The organism is Micromonospora sp. LOL_024 (assembly GCF_048060415.1).
Classification (GTDB): domain Bacteria; phylum Actinomycetota; class Actinomycetes; order Mycobacteriales; family Micromonosporaceae; genus Micromonospora.
On the sequence record NZ_JBHMIS010000037.1, the window covers coordinates 22,153 to 39,317 of the forward strand.

At 72.6% G+C, this 17,165-nt stretch carries 11 protein-coding genes; 7 read left to right on the top strand and 4 right to left on the bottom strand.

Annotation, left to right across the window (positions count from 1 at the left end):
• Position 1: 1 nt before the first annotated feature.
• Positions 2–166 carry a thiopeptide-type bacteriocin gene (locus tag ACFHWY_RS24615; RefSeq protein ID WP_416582626.1) on the bottom strand — a complete coding sequence of 55 codons (165 nt, stop codon included), beginning with the start codon at positions 164–166 and terminating at the stop codon, positions 2–4.
• 283 nt (positions 167–449) lie between these two features.
• Here ACFHWY_RS24615 and ACFHWY_RS24620 point away from each other — a divergent pair, with 283 nt between their 5' ends.
• The 6 genes from ACFHWY_RS24620 to ACFHWY_RS24645 all read left to right on the top strand — a co-directional run bounded on the left by ACFHWY_RS24620 (position 450) and on the right by ACFHWY_RS24645 (position 10,760).
• Complete coding sequence (locus tag ACFHWY_RS24620; protein WP_416582627.1) at positions 450–3,074, top strand: lantibiotic dehydratase; 2,625 nt, start codon at positions 450–452, stop codon at positions 3,072–3,074.
• The gene (locus ACFHWY_RS24625) at positions 3,067–4,221 is read left to right on the top strand and encodes a hypothetical protein (RefSeq protein ID WP_416582628.1); all 1,155 of its coding nucleotides are present in this window, start codon (positions 3,067–3,069) and stop codon (positions 4,219–4,221) included. The genes ACFHWY_RS24620 and ACFHWY_RS24625 overlap by 8 nt, the downstream gene beginning before the upstream one ends.
• A complete protein-coding gene (locus ACFHWY_RS24630) occupies positions 4,218–5,915 on the top strand; it encodes a hypothetical protein (protein ID WP_416582629.1) in 1,698 nt (565 codons plus the stop codon). The genes ACFHWY_RS24625 and ACFHWY_RS24630 overlap by 4 nt, the downstream gene beginning before the upstream one ends.
• Complete coding sequence (locus tag ACFHWY_RS24635; protein ID WP_416582630.1) at positions 5,912–7,855, top strand: TOMM precursor leader peptide-binding protein; 1,944 nt, start codon at positions 5,912–5,914, stop codon at positions 7,853–7,855. Before ACFHWY_RS24630 ends, ACFHWY_RS24635 begins: the two co-directional genes overlap by 4 nt.
• A gap of 62 nt (positions 7,856–7,917) precedes the next feature.
• The gene (locus tag ACFHWY_RS24640; RefSeq protein ID WP_416582631.1) at positions 7,918–9,060 is read left to right on the top strand and encodes a hypothetical protein; all 1,143 of its coding nucleotides are present in this window, start codon (positions 7,918–7,920) and stop codon (positions 9,058–9,060) included.
• Positions 9,057–10,760, top strand: a complete 1,704-nt coding sequence (locus ACFHWY_RS24645; protein ID WP_416582632.1) for a thiopeptide-type bacteriocin biosynthesis protein — start codon at positions 9,057–9,059, stop codon at positions 10,758–10,760. The genes ACFHWY_RS24640 and ACFHWY_RS24645 overlap by 4 nt, the downstream gene beginning before the upstream one ends.
• 55 nt (positions 10,761–10,815) lie before the next feature.
• On the opposite strand, the gene ACFHWY_RS24650 is transcribed toward ACFHWY_RS24645, so the two are convergent.
• The 3 genes from ACFHWY_RS24650 to ACFHWY_RS24660 all read right to left on the bottom strand — a co-directional run bounded on the left by ACFHWY_RS24650 (position 10,816) and on the right by ACFHWY_RS24660 (position 14,800).
• Positions 10,816–12,789, bottom strand: a complete 1,974-nt coding sequence (locus ACFHWY_RS24650) for a TOMM precursor leader peptide-binding protein (protein WP_416582633.1) — start codon at positions 12,787–12,789, stop codon at positions 10,816–10,818.
• The gene (locus tag ACFHWY_RS24655; protein WP_416582634.1) at positions 12,779–14,527 is read right to left on the bottom strand and encodes a hypothetical protein; all 1,749 of its coding nucleotides are present in this window, start codon (positions 14,525–14,527) and stop codon (positions 12,779–12,781) included. Before ACFHWY_RS24655 ends, ACFHWY_RS24650 begins: the two co-directional genes overlap by 11 nt.
• A 108-nt stretch (positions 14,528–14,635) precedes the next feature.
• A complete protein-coding gene (locus ACFHWY_RS24660; protein WP_416582635.1) occupies positions 14,636–14,800 on the bottom strand; it encodes a thiazolylpeptide-type bacteriocin in 165 nt (54 codons plus the stop codon).
• Between the two features lie 352 nt (positions 14,801–15,152).
• On the opposite strand from ACFHWY_RS24660, the gene ACFHWY_RS24665 reads away from it, so the two are divergent.
• Positions 15,153–16,709, top strand: a complete 1,557-nt coding sequence (locus ACFHWY_RS24665; protein ID WP_416582636.1) for a hypothetical protein — start codon at positions 15,153–15,155, stop codon at positions 16,707–16,709.
• Positions 16,710–17,165 lie beyond the last annotated feature (456 nt).

Genomic DNA, 17,165 nt, shown 5'->3' on the forward strand with positions numbered 1-17,165 from the left:
ACTACTTGGTGGCGACGTAGCAGCTCGAGCTGCTCGTGTAAGAGGCACCCGACTCCGGCAGGGCCGCCGAGTCGTGCATGTTGACCACGGTCAGCTCGGACAGGTCGAGGTCAGCCAGGCTGAACTCATCGTCGAGGTTGATCAGCTCGGTGTCGTTTTGAGGCATCTCGCGCTCCTAAGGGTTGGGATCCGACCGGTGGCCCGGCGGGTCGACTCCACCGACGGTCGGGGTGCATCGCGGTGCAACGCCCCGTCAAGGTCCCCTCTACCGCCCTCGCTGCGCCATCAGGAGAAGTACGCAACCCGCTACGCAGTCGCCTGTCAGCCGCCGAGTACGTAGCCGAACCGGTAATTGTGCGGACGCCTGCCCGGCGCCGCCGCTGGGAGGGTCGGCGTCCACATAGTCGCCATTCCTGGTGAGTCGGTGCCGGCGGGAGAGGAGAAGGACGATGATCGGAACCACAGTCGACGGGAGACCGCCCGGCGGCGCACCGCGCCGTGGCGGTACCGCCGCCGCGCCACTCGGCGTCACCGTCGCGCCGTACGCCCTGGTGCGGGTCGCCGGGGTGACCCTGCCGGGGCCGTCAGCCGAGGCCGAGGAGTTCCGGGTCGTCGCCGCCGAACTGCTCTCCCTCACCGAACGGGCCGAGCGGGTCGCCGCGCCACTCGGCGACGCGCTGCACGCACAGGTGGCTCTCGTCGACCCTGCTCTCCGGCGGGCGCTGCTGGCCCTGCGGCGGGACCTGCACAACGCACGTAGCCCGTCGGCGGCCCTGCGGGCCCGGCTGGACGGCTGGACCGCGCCGCCGGCGCTGGCGTCCTGGCTCGCCCTGCGGGACGACATCGACCGTCGCGCCGGGGAACTCGACGCCCTCCTCGCGCCGGGACTCGCCGGCGACCGGGCCGCGCTGGCCGAGCTCTGCCGATCCGAGGAGCTGGCCCGAGCCGTCGCCCTGACCAGCGCGGACCTCCTCCGGGCACTGCGCCGGGCCGCCGCGCAGGGCGCCGCACCGGACGACCGGGCTCGCAAGTCGGAAGCTGCCGTGCTCCGGTACGCGTTGCGGGCGGCCACCAAGACCGCCCCGTTGTCCTGGTTCACCCGGGTCGGCTGGGGATGGTGGGACCGGGCGACGCCGGAGGCGACCGTCCCGCCCGAGGTCGTCGCCTTGGCGCAGCTGGACCGGGCCACCCTGACAGCACTGGTCGACGCGGTGCTCCGGCATCCCGGGCGGCGCGGTGACCTGCCTCATCTACTCGCCCCCAGCCTCCGGGTGGACGGGACACTGGTGCGGCTGCGCCGGCAGGTGCGGGCCCTCGACGCGCCCCCCGGTGTCCTCCGGGAGGAGGCGGTGACCCTGCCGGTGAACCGGGCCTTGCGGCAGGTGCTGGCCCTGCTGAGGCCGGGGGACGTGGCGACGCCGAACCACCTCGCCGCCGCCCTGGCCGCCCGCCTGCCCGGAGCCCCCGAGCAGGCTTCGGCGGCGGCCCGGACCTATCTGCACGCCCTCGTCGAGCAGGGTGTGCTCCGTCCGGCGTATCCGGCGGACGCGCAGGCGGTCGACGGGCCCGGTGAGATCGCCGACTGGCTGGCCGGGCTCGGCCTGACCGAGCTGGCGGCGACGCTCAGAGAGATCGGCGACCGCACCGCCGACTTCGCCGGCCTCGACTCGGCCGACCGGCCGGCGGCCCTGGCGCACCTGCGCACCCGGTGGGACGCCGCCTTCGCGCTGGTGGGGGAGACCCGCACCGGACGTCCCCACCCGGTCACCGAGGACGTCACCCTGGTGCGCCCGGTCAGACTGGGACGGGAGCACGGCCGGGACCACCGCAGCGCCCTCGCCGCGTTGGCCCCGATCTTCGAGGTCTTCGACCAGCACGCGGTGATCCGCCGCCTCGCCCGGGACCGCTTCGTCGCCCGCTACGGGGTGGGTGGCCGGTGCGACTCGGTGGTGGAGTTCGCCGAAGAGTACGCGCAGGTCTGGCAGTCGCTGCGGCTGGTCGGAAACAACGGGGCCCTGGCTCCGGAGCTCGCCCTCCCACCCGGGCACGGACTGCGCGGGCTCGCCCAGCTCCGCGCCGACCTGGTCGCCGCCGTTCGGGCCGACGAAGGCAACCTGGTGCTGCCCGACACGCTGCTCGACACCGCCGCTTGCAGGCTGCCCGACTGGATGACCGTCCGAGCCAGCTCCTACGCGATCTTCGGGCAGTCCGACGAGGGCGGACGGTTCTGCGTCAACCATGTCTACGGCGGCTGGGGCCGCTTCACCAGTCGCTTCCTCCGCTCCTTCCCGGCGGAGGCGACGGCGGCCGTCGCCACCCAGCTGCGTCACCACCTCGGCGCCAGGGTCGCCCAGCTCCGTCCGGTCAACGGCTTCAACGGCAACCTGCACCCGCTGTTCGTCGACGACGAGGTCGTCGACGACCGGCGCCGGGGCAGCCTCGTCCCGAGCGACCTCCGGCTGGTTCACGATGTCGCCCGCGACCAGGTGCGGCTCGTCGTCGCCGCGACCGGCGACACGTTGGACGTGCTCTACCTTGGCTTCCTGGTGCCGATCGTGCTGCCGGAACATCTGATCAGCCTCCTCACCGACGTGGGCCCGGGGCTGGTCGAGCTCGGCGGGGCCATGGTGGCCGGGCGGACCCTGCGGGGGGCGGTCGGAGCGGTGCGACACCGGCCCAGGCTGAGCTACGGCGACATCGTGCTCTCCCGGGCCACCTGGCGGCTCTCCGCGGACACCGTCACCGCCTGGCGGGCCGAGCTGGACGCTCGCCCGACAGCGGTGGGACAGACGGCGGTGCGCTGGCGGCACCTGCTCGGTCTGCCCGAGCACATCTTCGTCGGCGCCTGTGCCGTCGACGGCGCCAAGGGGCTGGAGGCGTTCATGTCCTACCAGGAGCAACCCCGGTCGCAGTACGTGGATCTGGGGAGTCCACTGCACCTGCGGTGTCTGTCCCGGACGCTGGCCCGCTACCAGAACGGTCTGGTGGTGGAGGAGGCGGTGCCGGTGCCCCGTCCGGGAGAGCCGGCGACCGAGGTCGTGATCGAGCTGTACCGGGGAGGTACCCATGAGTGACCAGCGGTCGACCGCCACCCTCGATGTCGTCTGCCACTACCGCACGCCCGCAAAGGTGCCGCTGCTGCACCACGCGGTGCTGCCCGCGGTGCGCGACGTCGACCGGACAGAGCTGCGGCTGCACGTCGAGCGACACTGGTTGCACGGGCCCCACGTGCGGATCCGGGTGACCGGTGGCGAGTCGGCCGTGCGGGTCGCGACCGCCGAACTCGCCGCCGCGTTGCGGGCGTACCTCGCCGTCCACCCGTCCCGGGAGACCGTCGACGAGGCCGAGCTGCTGCGCCAGTGCGTGACTGCCGGCCGGGCCGAGCTGGTGCACGGCCCGTACGAGCCGATCGCGGCGGACAACACCGTCCTGATCACCCCGGCAGCCGACGGTCACGTGCGTGACTTGCTGGGCTCCGCCGCGGCCGTGGCCTGCCGGGCGGACCTGCTCCGCGCCGGGCTGGCCCCGGTCTCGACCACGGTGGCCGACCTCGAGGCCTGCGGCAACCACGCTCCCCGCCGGGTCCGACTCGCGCTGACCGCGATGGCCGTTCACGCCGCCGCCTATCCGGCCGGCTACGGCGCCGGTTACAACTCGTTTCTCTCCCATCTGGAGGACTTCCTGCACCTGCGGGATCCCGACGGGCGGATCCGGGCCGGCTTCCGGCGTACCTTCGAGCGGCAGGCCGACCGGATCGTCGCCGACGTCGCTCGGCTGGTGGAGCCCGGGGCCGGTGGGTCCGATCCGGTCGCCGAAGCCTGGCGCGGCTGGGAGACGACCGCGTGGGCGGTCACCCGGGCCGCCCACGGGCGTGGGGAGATCGCCGTCATCCCCGGCGACCAGTACGCCCGCCGGGCACGAACGATCGACGACCCCGCGACCGCGCGGCAATGGGACCCAAACCGGCGAATCGATTTCAGCCCCTACCACCAGGCCCTGAACCGGGTCGGATTCCTGTCGATGGCGGCCGTCCGCGACGACTTCGGCCCCTACCGCTTCTCGACAAACGTGCTCTACCTGCTGCTGGCGCTCTGCGACGTGTCCCCCGGGGAGCGGTACCTGGCCGCGTACCTGTTCAGCGAGGCTGTGCAGCGTCTCACCGGGGTGACCTGGCAGGACGCGATGCGTCCGTACCTGGACGCGACGGAAGTGCGATCGTGACGACCGTGGTGCCACCGCCGGTCGACGGCGACCGGGTCGCCGCCGTCCTGCGGTTGCGGCCGATCGTGCACGCCAGCCCGGTCGACGTCGGGGTCCACCTGCGCGGCGCCCGGTCCAGTTTCACCCTCGGCGGAGGCCCGGCGGTGTGGCGGGTCTGGGAGGCGGTCGCCGTCGCGTTGGCCGACGGTACGTCGGCGGGAAGCCTGCTGGAGTTGTCGAGCCGGCCCGACGTCCGGCTGGTGATCGCCACCCTGCTCGAACAGCTCCAGAAACACGACATGCTGGTGCAGGTGCCCGTCGGGTGGGGCGAGACCGGCCGGGACGACGAGCCACCGCTGCGCATCGCCCGCTGGCTGGAGGCGGTCGCGGCGCAACCGGTCGCCGCGTGGAAGGCGATCCGGGCGACGGAGATCCGGGTGGACGGCGCCGGCCCGGTGGCCGATGCGGCCGTACGCGCCCTGCGCTCGTCCGGTGCCCGACCGGGCAGTGGCGGGGCGGACAGCCCGTCCGTCGCGCTCACCGCCGCCGGTGTCACCGTGGTCGCGGCGGCCCTCGGCGAGCAGGGCTATGTGGCACCGCCGAGCGACCGTGGCACCGCCGTCGCGAGCGACATCGACCGACGGCTGAACCTGTCCGGCGACCCGATTGGAACCCCGCCGGTGCTCGGCGCGCTGGTGGGGGGTGCTGCCGCACATCGGATGCTCTGCGCCGTCGCCCGCCTGCCGGATCCGTCCGTGGACCGGTTCGCCGGCACCCCGGCCCGCACCGACGGGCACCGGACCGTGCTGGTCGCGTGCCTTGACCCGCTGCGGGCGGAGTACCACCCGTGGCTCGGTGACCCGGACGCGCCCGCGGTTGCCCCACGGGAACGTACCAACCTGGACCAGGCCCTGGCCCGGGTGCGGATGCTCACCGATCCGCACACCGGAGTCCTGCCCGTCGTCGGACTCGACGATCTGCCGCAGGTGCCGGCGGGGCTGGCCCGCTGCGGTCCGGCGGGCGCCGCGGTGTACGGCGTGGGGGTCTCTCCCGCGATGGCGCAGCTCGGCGCCGTCCTGGGCGCGGCGGAACGGGCCCTGGCCACCCCGACCATCGACGTGGTGGTGGGTGCGGACCTCCGGCACGCCGACGGCGTCCTGCTGCGCCGACTGGCGCACCGGTCCGGCCTGCGCGGCGAGCCGGTGCCCGGCGAGCGGTGGTCGGCCTCGGCAGCGGCCCGCCTCTGGTGGAAGACGCTCACCCTGCGGCTCGGTGTGCCGGCCACGCTGCGGGTGGAGGAACTCGCCGGCGATGTGTTCCACGGAGAACTCACCGCGGCCGGTCGGTTGCTGGCCTGGGGGGTCGAGTCGACACCGACCGACGTGGCCGCCTTCTGCGCACTGACGGCGGTGGGCCGGATCCAGTCCCGCGGGCACCGTCCGCCGGGCGCGGACGACGCAGTGGTCGCACCCTGTGCCGCGGTGCCGCCGCCCGCGGTACCGCCACAGACCGACGGTTCGGCCGGGGCGGTGGACCGGCCGTGGCGCACCGGGGCGTGGGTCTGGCCGGACGAGGCGACGCTCGGGGAATTGGAGCTGCACCATCGGCTGCGGACTCTGCTCGGGACCGAGCCGGTCCCGACCGGGGTGCCGGCCGGGCGGCTCGCGCGGGCGCTGGCCGAAGTCGGCTTCGTGATCCGGTCGGTGCCCCGGTGAGCGCCGCCGTCGTCCACCGGTCCGCCGCCACCCTGACCGGGCAGCTCGCGGAAACCCTCGCGGGTGTCGGGCTGCCCTGGCCGGTGCTCGCCGGACCCTCGCCCGACACCGCAGGCCCGGCGGTGGTCGTCCTGGAGGAGTGGACCCCGGCGGACGCCGCCGCCCTGTCCGCCCGTGCCTGGCAGACCGGCGTGCCTCTCCTGCCGGTCCGTGCTGACGGTGGCACCCTGCTGGTCGGGCCACTGCTGCACCCCGCCGCTCCGGCCTGCCTGGCGTGTGTCGAGACCGAGCGACTTGCCACGCTCGGTGGCCGGACCCCACGTCACCTGCCCGACCTGCTGCTCGGAGGGGTCATCCCGCCGACCGCGCTGCCCGTGCTCGCTGCCGTCGCGCAGGAGATGATCATCGATCGGGACCGGTGGACGGGTCTGGTGTGGGCGATGCGCACCACGGACGGCACCTGCCACAGCCACCGGGTGCGTTGCCGTCGCGGCGGCTGCGAACTCTGCGGGCCGATTCCGGTCGACTCGCCGGCCAACGCCCGCTTTAAGGTGGCGTCCCGCCCGCTGGCCGACCCGTACCGGCTGCGTCAGGAGAACCCGGCGACCACCGTCGCGGGGTTGCGGGCCGCGCTGCACGACGCCCGACTGGGACCGGTCGCGCACCTCTCCCGCCGGGAGAACCTGCCGTTGGCGCTCGCCCACGCCGAGGTGGTCGGCGACTGGGAGGTCCGCGACGGGGGGTATGGGCGGGCGTCTACCTTCCACGACGCCGAACGGACCGCACTCTTCGAAGCCGTCGAGCGGATGGCCGGCCTGAGCCCGTTGGGCCGGCGGACGTCACTGCGCGCCAGCTTCGCCGAGCTGGGCGCCGAGCGGGCGGTAGACCCGGTCCGGCTGGGCCTCCCGGACGAGGATCTCGCGGCCAGGCCGGAGCACGAGCTCCACGACTATGATCCCGGCCTGGTCGTCACCTGGGTGCAGGGTTGGTCGCTGGGGGAGCAGCGGGCCCTGGCGGTGCCCGAGCACGTGGCCTACTGGGGCCACCCGATCCGGCTCGACCACGGCGACTCCCCGCAGTTCCTGCTGGAGAGCTCCAACGGGTGCGGCCTCGGCAACAGCCTCGAGGAGGCGACCCTCTACGGGCTGCTGGAGGTCGCCGAACGAGACGCTTTCATGATGGCCTGGTACGCCCGTACCCCGCTGGACGGGATTCGGGTGCCGGACGAGGACCCGCTCGTGCAGCACCTGGTCGACCGCCTCGACTTCCTCGGCTACGAGCTGCGCCTGTTCGACTCGACGAACGACTTCGGTCTGCCGGCGGTGGCCGCGCTGGCACTGTGCCCGGACGCCGATTCGGACATGCCGCAGGCGTTCTTCGCCGGTGGTGCCCACCCCGACCCCCGGGAGGCGATCCGCGCGGCGACGGTGGAGGTTGTGGTCAACCTGATGCTGGTGCCGGAGTTCACCCGGACCTGGCCGGATCTGTTCGACCCTGTCCGCCTGCGTCGGCTCCTCGCCGAGCCGCACCGGGTGGTCACCCTGCACGACCACATGGCCCTGCACACGTTGCCCGAGGCACGGGAAAGGTTCGCCTTCCTGCTCGACGGCGCCGAGCCCCGCCCGTGGCGGGAAATCTGGCCCGACGCCCCTCGACCTGTTGCCGACCTGGGTGTGCTCCTGACCGAACTGGCCGACCGGGTGGCCGGCGCCGGGATGGACGTGATCGTCGTGGACCAGAGCGACCCCGTGGTACGCGAACAGCTTGGGCTGCACGCGGCGAAGGTCGTCGTGCCCGGCGCCATCCCGTTGACCTTCGGGCACGTGTACCGGCGTACCCGTGGGCTGCACCGGCTGCTGGAGGTGCCGTGGCGGTTGGGACGCGTCGACCGGCGACTTCGCTACTCGGAGCTGCCCCTGCACCCGCACCCGTTCCCGTGACCGGGTCCACCGGGGACACCCTCGCCGCGGCATTCGACCACGGGCCCGGAAAGTCCGTGTGGGTGCCGACGCACTGGACCCCGCAGCCCCGTCCACCGGGCACCGGCACCCGCGCCGCGTTCGCAGACGTCGTGTCGGCCGGCCCGGCCGCCCGACGGCTCATCCGGACGCTGCTGGCCGCGCTGGGCACCCACCGGTGGGAGCCGTGGAACCCGAACCACGCCCATCGGGCGCACCCGTCCCCACGCTCGCTGTTTCTCACCGACGCGGTGCTGCGGATCGGCGGACATCGCTGGGCCGTCGACGTGGACCGTCGGGTGCTGACCGGCGTGGCCTGTCCACCTTCGGAGCCGTTGCCGGCCACCGTGGAGCTGTGGGGCCGCCCCGACCGGCTGCCCGCCGGATACGGCAGCCTGGTCGACGCGCTCGTGACGATCGAGGCGGGGCACGTTGCCGCCGTCCTGGCCCGGTCGGCGACGACCGCTGGCCTGATAGCCCGGACGATCACCGTCGACGCTGTCGCGCCGCTACCGGACGCACCGGTGGTCGAGGTGGCCCTCACGGATGGGTTCGGGTCCGACATCGCGGCGGTCGATCCCGACGACGAGTGGTGTCCAGGGGCGCGCAGCAGCGGGCTGAGCCCGCGCGGTTTGGCCGCGGATCCCCGCCCGTTGCCCGGGAATCTGGTCGACGAGCTGCTGCGGATGGCGGGAGGTACCCCCACCGGGTCACCCGCCGCCGGGCCGGCCGCCAAGTGGCTGCGGCACCGTGTCGCGGTGCACGCCGTGACCGGCCGTCCCGACGGCCTCTACGACCTGCACCACGACCGGCTCACCCTGCGTACCCCCGGCGCGGCGACCGAGCGGCTCCAGGCCGCCTTCCGGTTCGGGCGGCAGGAGGTGGACGTGGCCGGCATGAATCTGGTCTGGGTCGTCACCGCGGACGTGGCAGCCCGGGTCCGCACCGCAGGCCCGTCCGCCTACCGGAACCTGCTGCTGGCCGCCGGCGCCAGCGCGCAGCAGATCGCTGACGCCGCCGCCGCCAAGGGGCTCTTCTGCCGGCCGGTGCGCAGTTTCGACGAGCCGGACACCGAAGCGGCGATCGCCGCGCCGCCCGGCGAGGACGTGCTCTACATGCTGCTCCTCGGCCGTCCCCGGGTCCTCGACTTCTGCTACGACCTGACCTGTCCGGAGGAGTTGCCATGACCGTCGCCACCGCGCCCACCCCCACCGCGCCCAGCGTCTTCAGCAGTCTGCACTGCTATCTGCACTGGAAGACCGCCCACCTGGACACCTTCATCACCGACACGCTCACGCCCCTGATGGAGGGCCTGCGTGGCGAGGGGCGCATCGACGACTGGTTCTTCATCCGCTACGCCGAGCACGGGCCGCACCTGCGGGTGCGGGCCCGCGGGGGCGACGCGCGGGAGCACCGCCGGTGGCAGGAGCACCTGGCGGCGGCGGCCCGGGCGGCCGAGCACTCGCCGCTGGACCTCACCGCGACCAGCGGGCCGGACTGGCCGCCGCACGCGCACGCACGGCAGGTTCCCTACCAGCCGGAGATCGAGCGGTACGGCGGCCCGGCCGCCATCGGTGTGGCCGAGAAGGTGTTCGGTACGTCCAGCCGGATCGCGGCGGAGGTCATCGCGCGTACGCCCCGGCCGGGCGAGCGGATGGTGGCCGCCACCGACCTGGTCCTCGCCACGACGGTCGCCCTCGACCTGGACATGCTCGCCGCCGCGCGGTGGCTGCGCCGCAGCGCCACCTCCTGGCGGTGGCACCTGGACACCACCACGCTGACCTCCACAGGGGTGCAGGGGCCGGCACTGGCCGCGGCGACCACTCAGGCGCGTTCGGTGGTCCGGCGGTGGCACCAGATCGCCGCTCCCGCGCCGGTCGGCGGCCTGATCCGGGACCGGTGGGCCGCCCAGGTGCGCGCTGCCCGAGTTGAGCTGGAGGCCGGGACGGGCGGCGGTGACCGGTGGGCCGGGGTCTGGTCGTCGCAGTTACACATGCTCCTCAACCGGCTGGGAATTCTGCCGGACGAGGAACGGTCGCTGTACTTCTTCCTCGCCGCCGCCCTGGTCGCCCCGGACGGGCCGACCGACTTCTTCGCCGACGACACCACCAGCGCGGACCGGCGCTACCTGGTGGCGAGCAGCTACGCCCCTGGCCGGATCGAGTGGCAGCAGCCGCGGGCGACGGGCCTACCGGGTCCCGGGAGGCCGCGACCGGCCGCCGGGCCGCTGACCCTGCCGGCCGCCGTACCGGTGGCGACGTCGCTGGTCGACGCGCTGGAGTCCCGGGCGAGCGGCCGTGGTGATCTCGGGGGAGTGGTCGACGCCGCGCAACTGGGCACCCTGCTCTGGACCGCCGCCGGGGCGACCGCCCGACCTGCCGGCGGCACCCGGCGGCCCTACCCGAGCGCGGGCGCGAAGTACGCCGTCCGGCTGCGTCTGGTTGCCCGGGACGTCGCGGGTGTCCCGTCGTATCAGTACGACGTGGACCCCGAGTCCCGGGTCCTGCTGCCGGTTGGACCGGTGCCGACCGACGGGGAACTGGCCGCCGCGTCGATGTGGTTCGAACCCGATCCGACACCGCGTCCGTCGACCGTGGACATCCCGGCCGGGCAGGAACGGATCGTGGTGTCGACCCTGCCCGCACTGCTCGGGATCTACCTCGACCTGACCGTCCTGCGTGCCGGGTACGGGCTGCGGGCGCTGCGCTTCGGTCTGCTCGAGGCCGGCCACCTGGCCCAGAACCTCGCGCTCACGGCGGCGGCGGCGGGTATGGCTCTGGGCGTGGTCGGCGGGTTCTACGACGACATCGCCCACGAGCTGCTCCTCCTCGACGGCGTCGACGAGGTCCTCACCTGTCTCCTCCCGGTCGGACGGTCTGAAGCTTGAACCGCGTCGCCGGGTCCGCGCGTCGGGCCCGGCCCCCGCCCAGCCCCGGCGATGGTCACGGGAAGGGGTGCGGGTGCAGCGGAAGATCCTCGTGGCAGAGCGGCCCCGGCAGGCGACCCAGATCGCCCGGCACTGTCAGCAACCGGGGCAGACCCCGGGTCCGCCGGTTGAGATGACCGAAGGTCATCGGGAGGGTGCCGGGAACGACGACCTTAGCCGCGTACAACCCGAGCCGCTCCCGCAGGGCGGGGATGGTCTGGTCCACGACCACCGGATCCAACCCGGCCCGGTGCAGGTCCGCACAGAGGCCGCCGAGCAGCGTCGTGAGGTCGTTGACGGGTCGCGGTCGTCCCGGCCACACCTCCCGCCAGGTGCGGGTCGGCGCCCCGGCCAGCAGGAACTCGTACCGGGGCTGCGCCTCCGGCAGGCAGTGGACCATCATGTGGTCGTCTAAGGCATGCACCAGGGTGGGCTCGTCGAGCATCGGCAGCAGCCGCGCCCGGTCCACCCGCGCCGAGCCCCCGCGCCAGGAGCCGAGTACCTCGTGGACGTTGACCGCCACCTCCACCACCGCGGAGTGGATCGCCGACCGGGGATCGAGGTGGGCGCCTGCGGAGAAGAACGCCACCGGTGCGGAGGTGCCGGGCGACCGGTGCCGCGCCACCGCCACGACGGCCGGCACAGCCAGGTCGTTGGTCGCGTCGAAGAGTCGTAGCTCGTAGCCGAGCACGTCGAGGTCGTCGGCGAGCTGGACGGGCAGCGCCAGCTCGGCGGGCAGTTCGACCTCGACCAACGGGGTACGCGCGTACCAGGCCATCAGGAACGCGTCCCGCTCGATCACCTCGAAGAGGCCGTACAGGGCGGCCTCCTCGATGCTGTTGCCGACGCCGCAGCCGTTGGAGGACTCCGACAGGAAGGTGACCGACGGCCGGATTCGACGCCGGATGGCACCCCAGTACGCCACGTGCTCGGGTACGGCCACGGCCGCCTGCCGGCTGGGCGACCAGCCTGCCACCCAGTGGGTCGCCACGTCCGGGGCGTACCGGGTGTGGTGGGTGCTCGGGTGGTCCGGCAGCCCGAGGGTGGCCGGGTCGACGGCCCGGTCCGGTCCCAGGTCCTGGAAAGTGGCCCAACGGCGGGCGGTCCCATCGGTCGGCGCGTGCCCGGCGAGCCTTTCCACCGCCTCGAAGAGCGCCAGCCGTTCCGCCTCGGCGAAGGTCGTCGCACGCCCGAAGCCGGCCACGGCGGTGCCCGGTGCGGCGAGCTCGGCGACCGCGACGGGCAGGCCGAGACCCTCGTGCCGGTCCAGCCGCACGACCGGCCCGAGGCGCCGGTCCAGCAGCTCTCGCCGGAGACCTTCCCGACTAGTGGCCGGGTTGGGCTGACGGAGCCGGAACGGGTCGGGCAGCGGTCGGCCGCCGCGGGCGAGGGACGTGCCGGGTGGAGCCGGCGGCTGCCGGGCGACGCACGTGCCGCACCGGGGCCCGACCGACACGACCGGGTGGGCGGTGACACTGCTGTCGGGACGGATGATCCACAGCGTCGCGGCGGCGGTGTCCGGTGCGGCCAGCGCCGACCGGATCATCGCGGCGAGCAGCGGCAGCAGGGCAGGCGCCAGCAGCCCGCCGAGCTGTAGCCCGGGGTCGTCGTGCGGCGTCCGACCGCCGACCGCCGCCAGCCGAGCTGTTTCCAGGCAACCGGGACAGCTGCGGCCACCGCTGTCGAGCAGCGGACCCACCAGTGCCGTGCCCCCGTCGAGCCGCACCGGGAGGACGGTCGCGCCGGCCCGGGCGACCCGGTCGCCCAGTCGGGTCAGCAGCGCGGGACTCCACCGGGCCAGCGCCACCACCAGCGGGGCACCGTCGCCCTGCTCGCGGTCGTAGTTGGCCAGGACCGGACAGGACAGCCCCGAGCGGACCAGCGCACCGCCGAGCTGGTCGGCCAGGGACGGCACCGTGTCCGGGGCGCCGTCGACCGGGTCCGGCGACGACCGGTCGGCGTCTGAGGTTTGCCGCTGGTCAACGGTCATCGCGGGCCCGTAGGACGACGAGACCGATCCGGTGGAGAGCGGCGGCGAGTGGTTCCGGCGGAGTCACCACGACCGCCTCCGCCGGGGCGCCGACCAGCCGTCGCAGCGACCGCTGGAGGACGGGTTCCCGGTTATTGGTGTCCTGGAGTCCTTGCCCCGCGACGAGGCCGAGTGAGCCACTGCGGGGGAACCCGCCACAGGGGCCGTGGGAGCCGACGAGGCCGGCCTGGTGGGCACGCCAGCAGACCCGCGCGACGGCGGTGAGGGCGGCGAAGGCTATCGCGTCGTGGGGCCTTGCCTCGACCGCCCACCCGAGCTCCAACTGCCTGGCCGGTGCCGCCGCGCCCTCGGTCGGGCCCGAGTCGGTCGGGTCGCCGTCGATCCGGGCGAGGTGTACCCCGGGGGCCAGCCGGTGCACCTGTACCGTCGCCGGGACGCCGAGCCGGACAGTCAGCGTCCGCCACCATCGGCGGGCAGCCGGCGCGTCGAGTGCCGCCGGGGGGACCGCGCCGGTTCTCGTGGCTGTTGCGGGCCCGGCCAACCGGTGGACGAGGCGTCGCATCAGCACCGCCTCCGCATGGCGCCGGCTGACTCCGCAGGCGAGGACGGTACCGTCCGCCGTGCTGCCGAGGAGCAGTTCTACTGTCGCCAGCGTGGCGTGCAGCCTTGCCGTGGTGGCGTCCGGGCCGTGCCCGGCGACAAACATCCGGTCGTGCCCGCCGGCCAGCCCCGGGACGGTGTCCAGGCGGCACCGGGCCAGCCCCACCGGTAGTTGCGGCAGGTCGTCCGCCTCCGCCGGAGGAAGCACGCCGAGCTCCGGGTCGGTGAGGGCGGTAAGGCGGTCCGGCTCGACAGTCCCGGCCGGCCGGCCGGCGTCGGCCGGCGCGCGCGCACCCGGGAGCCAGGGGTGGAAGGTGGTGCGCAGCGGGTCGGCCCGGACGACCAGCACCGTCGGCGTGGCCGGTGCGTCCGCCGGAGCGGACCGGCCGACCGGGTCTGTGAGGGCGGTGAGTAGACGCTGCGCGGCGCTGGCCCCGGCTACCGCCGCGACCGGGTCGCCGGGGGCTGGGGGCGTGATGCCGAGACCGAGTCGTCCGGCGATCAGTTCTGCCTGCATCTGCGGCTCCACCCCGGAGCCGGCCGGTGTGACGAAGCCGACGTCGACAGTGGCGCCGGCCACCACGCTTTGCCCGTCCGCGACGGAGAGCGTCACCCGCCCCGCTGCCGTGCGGAATCGCAGGTCGGGCGATGTCGGGTGGACCCGGGCGCCGGCATCGGTCAGCGCCTCGACCGCGGCGGTGGCGATCGGGCCGGCTCCGGCGACCGTCACCGGATCACGGTGAATGGCGGCCCAGGACGCTCCGGGATCGGCGGCCGTTGCCGCCAGCCAGGCGGCGACCCCGGCCGGGGGCACGGTGTCCGGTCCGGCGGATCCAGCCGGGTTCTCACCACCACTGGTGGTGGCCCAGTGGTCCGGCACCCGCACCAGCAGGTCGTGCTCGCGGAGCAGCCCGGCCAGCCGGTGCAGGGCCAGGGCGACCGGCGGACGGGACGACAGGTCGCGTAGGTCATCGGTGATACGGCCGGACGTGAGTTGCCGGACGAGCAGCTGCCAGAGTCGCCACAGCTGCGGTGCGTCGTCGAGGGTGAGGCTGGAGTCCCACCCTCGCAGGTGCAGGCCGCCTTCGATCGGAGTGGCCCGCACTGTGGGGCGGAGCTGCCATGAGCTGGTCGACATCTGGTCGCCTCACCGGTCGGGGGACGGCTGGGATCGTCATGCGGTCGGCGGTGGCCGGAGGCGACTGTCTCCGGGTGGCCGGAGACAGTCGCCCCGTCACTTTCCGTGCTACAGATCCTTGACGATGCAGGAGCAGGAGCAGGACGCCATGCAGGCGCTGATCCGGGACGCTCCGGACTCGGGAATCGCGACGGTGTCGCGCATGACCGTCACGGTCAGGCCGCTGAGGTCGAGATCGTCGAGTTCGAACTCGTCTTCTTGTCCGTCCGACATGTGATCACCTCCCTTCCGAGGGGGATGAGGGCGCCGACGGCGCCGGGGGACATTGATGCTCCCAACGGCCGGTGCGGGCAGACGTCCGTAGTTTTGCCGAGAGCACTACTTAACTTGGGCCGCAGCTGGAACTAGACCCTTGCGCTCCTGCATCGATCCACTAGCCGTCTTAGTGGACTGGGCTCGCTTGAGCACCGTGTTCACCACGTCCGGGCGATCGGCGCCGTCGACCTGCCGCCTGCCGAGAGCAGGGCAACCACGCTTCCCTCCATTGCAGAGCATCCACGACCGCTGATAACGTGAGTCCTACCCGGTGGTAAATCGATGCACTGAGAGTCGTACGACATGAAGTGTGGACCGCTGCACGCCCGAGCCCGCTAAGGCCGCCGCCGGTGGCCTTAGTCACCACCCGTGCGCTGCACTCCCGCCGCTTCGCGAAAGGAGCTGCATTGCCGGCCAGGATCCGGGGACGAGGGCCTGGGCCTGCAGCGGCCCGACCGGCTTCCAGCGTCGCCGACTCCCGCCACCACAGATTCCACCACTGCAGAAGGGACACCGTCCGGTGAGAACATCCCGAAGGCGGGCGCTATCCGTAGCGCGCGTAACTCTTATCGGCCTGATCGCTACGGCCGCGTTCGGCACGATCGCTACTTCGGCAAGCGCAGACACCGTCAGTCTGGACAACCCCGGCTTCGAGCAGGGCTACTTCGAAGGCTGGGAGATCGTCCGGGCGAGCGACGTCGCCCTATCCGACATCGGAAAATTCGGTGACCACTCGGCGAAGATCACCGGGAGAAGAGGGCAAGTCCGACAGGAAGTCGCCGTGCGGCCCGGCATTGACTACACCTTGGCCGCCTACATCCGCGGCCGAGGTGTCATCGGTGTCACCGTCAACGGCGACGACACCACCACCGGTGGTGGTGGCCGTGACTTCGAACAGGTCAGCGTCGAGTTCAACTCCGGGGACGCCGAAACCGTCGAGATCTTCGCCGCGTACGCCGGCAAGACGGGCCGGTTCGACGATTTCACCCTGACCGTCGGCGGGTCGACGCCTACCCCGACGCCCACGCCTACCCAGGCTCCGAGCGCCGGTTTCGATCCCGCGGTCTGGGATGACTCGGAGGCGGGCGACTTCATCCGTTCCCGTGAACCCTACGTCTTGAGCTTCGACGGCCTGGATCAGTTCACCGTGACCGGCAGCGGTGGGGGACCGCGCGACGAGCTGAAGACACCGCAAGCCGCCAGGGCGGCATCGGACGAGATCTACGAGTCCTTCTCGGCCGACATCACCTTCGACCTCGACGACGGCGTCAAGCTGATCGCCCACCAGATCCACGCCGGCAGCGGCGCCGGGTTCGCCACTCAGGTCAAGCTCTATGTGCAGGACTCCAGCCCGCTCGGAATCTTCAAGGGTGAGGGCGAGGAGAACTTCACGATCGACGATTACCCGCTGCTCGATGGGGTGCCCAGCAACGGCGTGTTCGATGTATACGTCCGTGTGCAAATTCCGGGCTTCGTAAGCGGCGACGGTGAGATCAACGAGAAGATCTTCGACCTCGGCACCATCAGGAGCGGGAAGTCGATCGGGTACGAACTCGTCAACGACCACGGCGTGATCACGGTCAACTCGACCGTCGGTCGCAAATCCGTGAGCTTCACCTACGACATGCAGGACTCGGCTGCGTCGTACATGAAGTTCGGAAGTTATGTACAAGCGCAGGACGCCGAGAGCGGCTGCAACGTCACCAACGATCTGGACTGCGAATATCCGGGATGGGAGCCGTACGGCCAGGCCAGCACCCCGGAGGAGGCAGAGGTGCTTTGGCGCGAGTACTTCGCTGACTCCAACATCGATCGGGCCCGGGTCACCTTCCGTAACGTGGTGCACGAGGGCGGCCCGCTCCAGTAGCGCACCTGCGAGAATCTTGAGCATCTCATCGGGCATCAACAGCGGCAGCTCGCAGAACTCGACTCGCGAGTAGTCGAAGGCCGTCGGGGGGCACGGCCCCGGCGTTGTTCCAGTTTGAGACGTTCTGTCCGTGTTGGGAGCCGGGTGAGCTGTGAGTTGCAGGACGAGCGCGACTCCTGATGATCTTTCGGGTGTCTAGTCCTGAAGATCATCGCTGGAGTCGCGCTCGTGACGTCATCTTCCCTGATCGACCCTGTTGTTGACCACCTTGCCGATCGGGCGTTGTGGGAGGCTGAACTCGCTGCGGTCCGGGTGTGGCCGATCCGTTGTCAATGGTGTCGCCGCTGGTGGCGCGGCAGGTGCCGGACCCGCGTCGGCTGCGGGGGCTTCGCCATCCAGGGCTATTGCGTTCTGGGGTAACTGCTGGTCACGGCGGTTATGAGGTCGTGTGAGCGA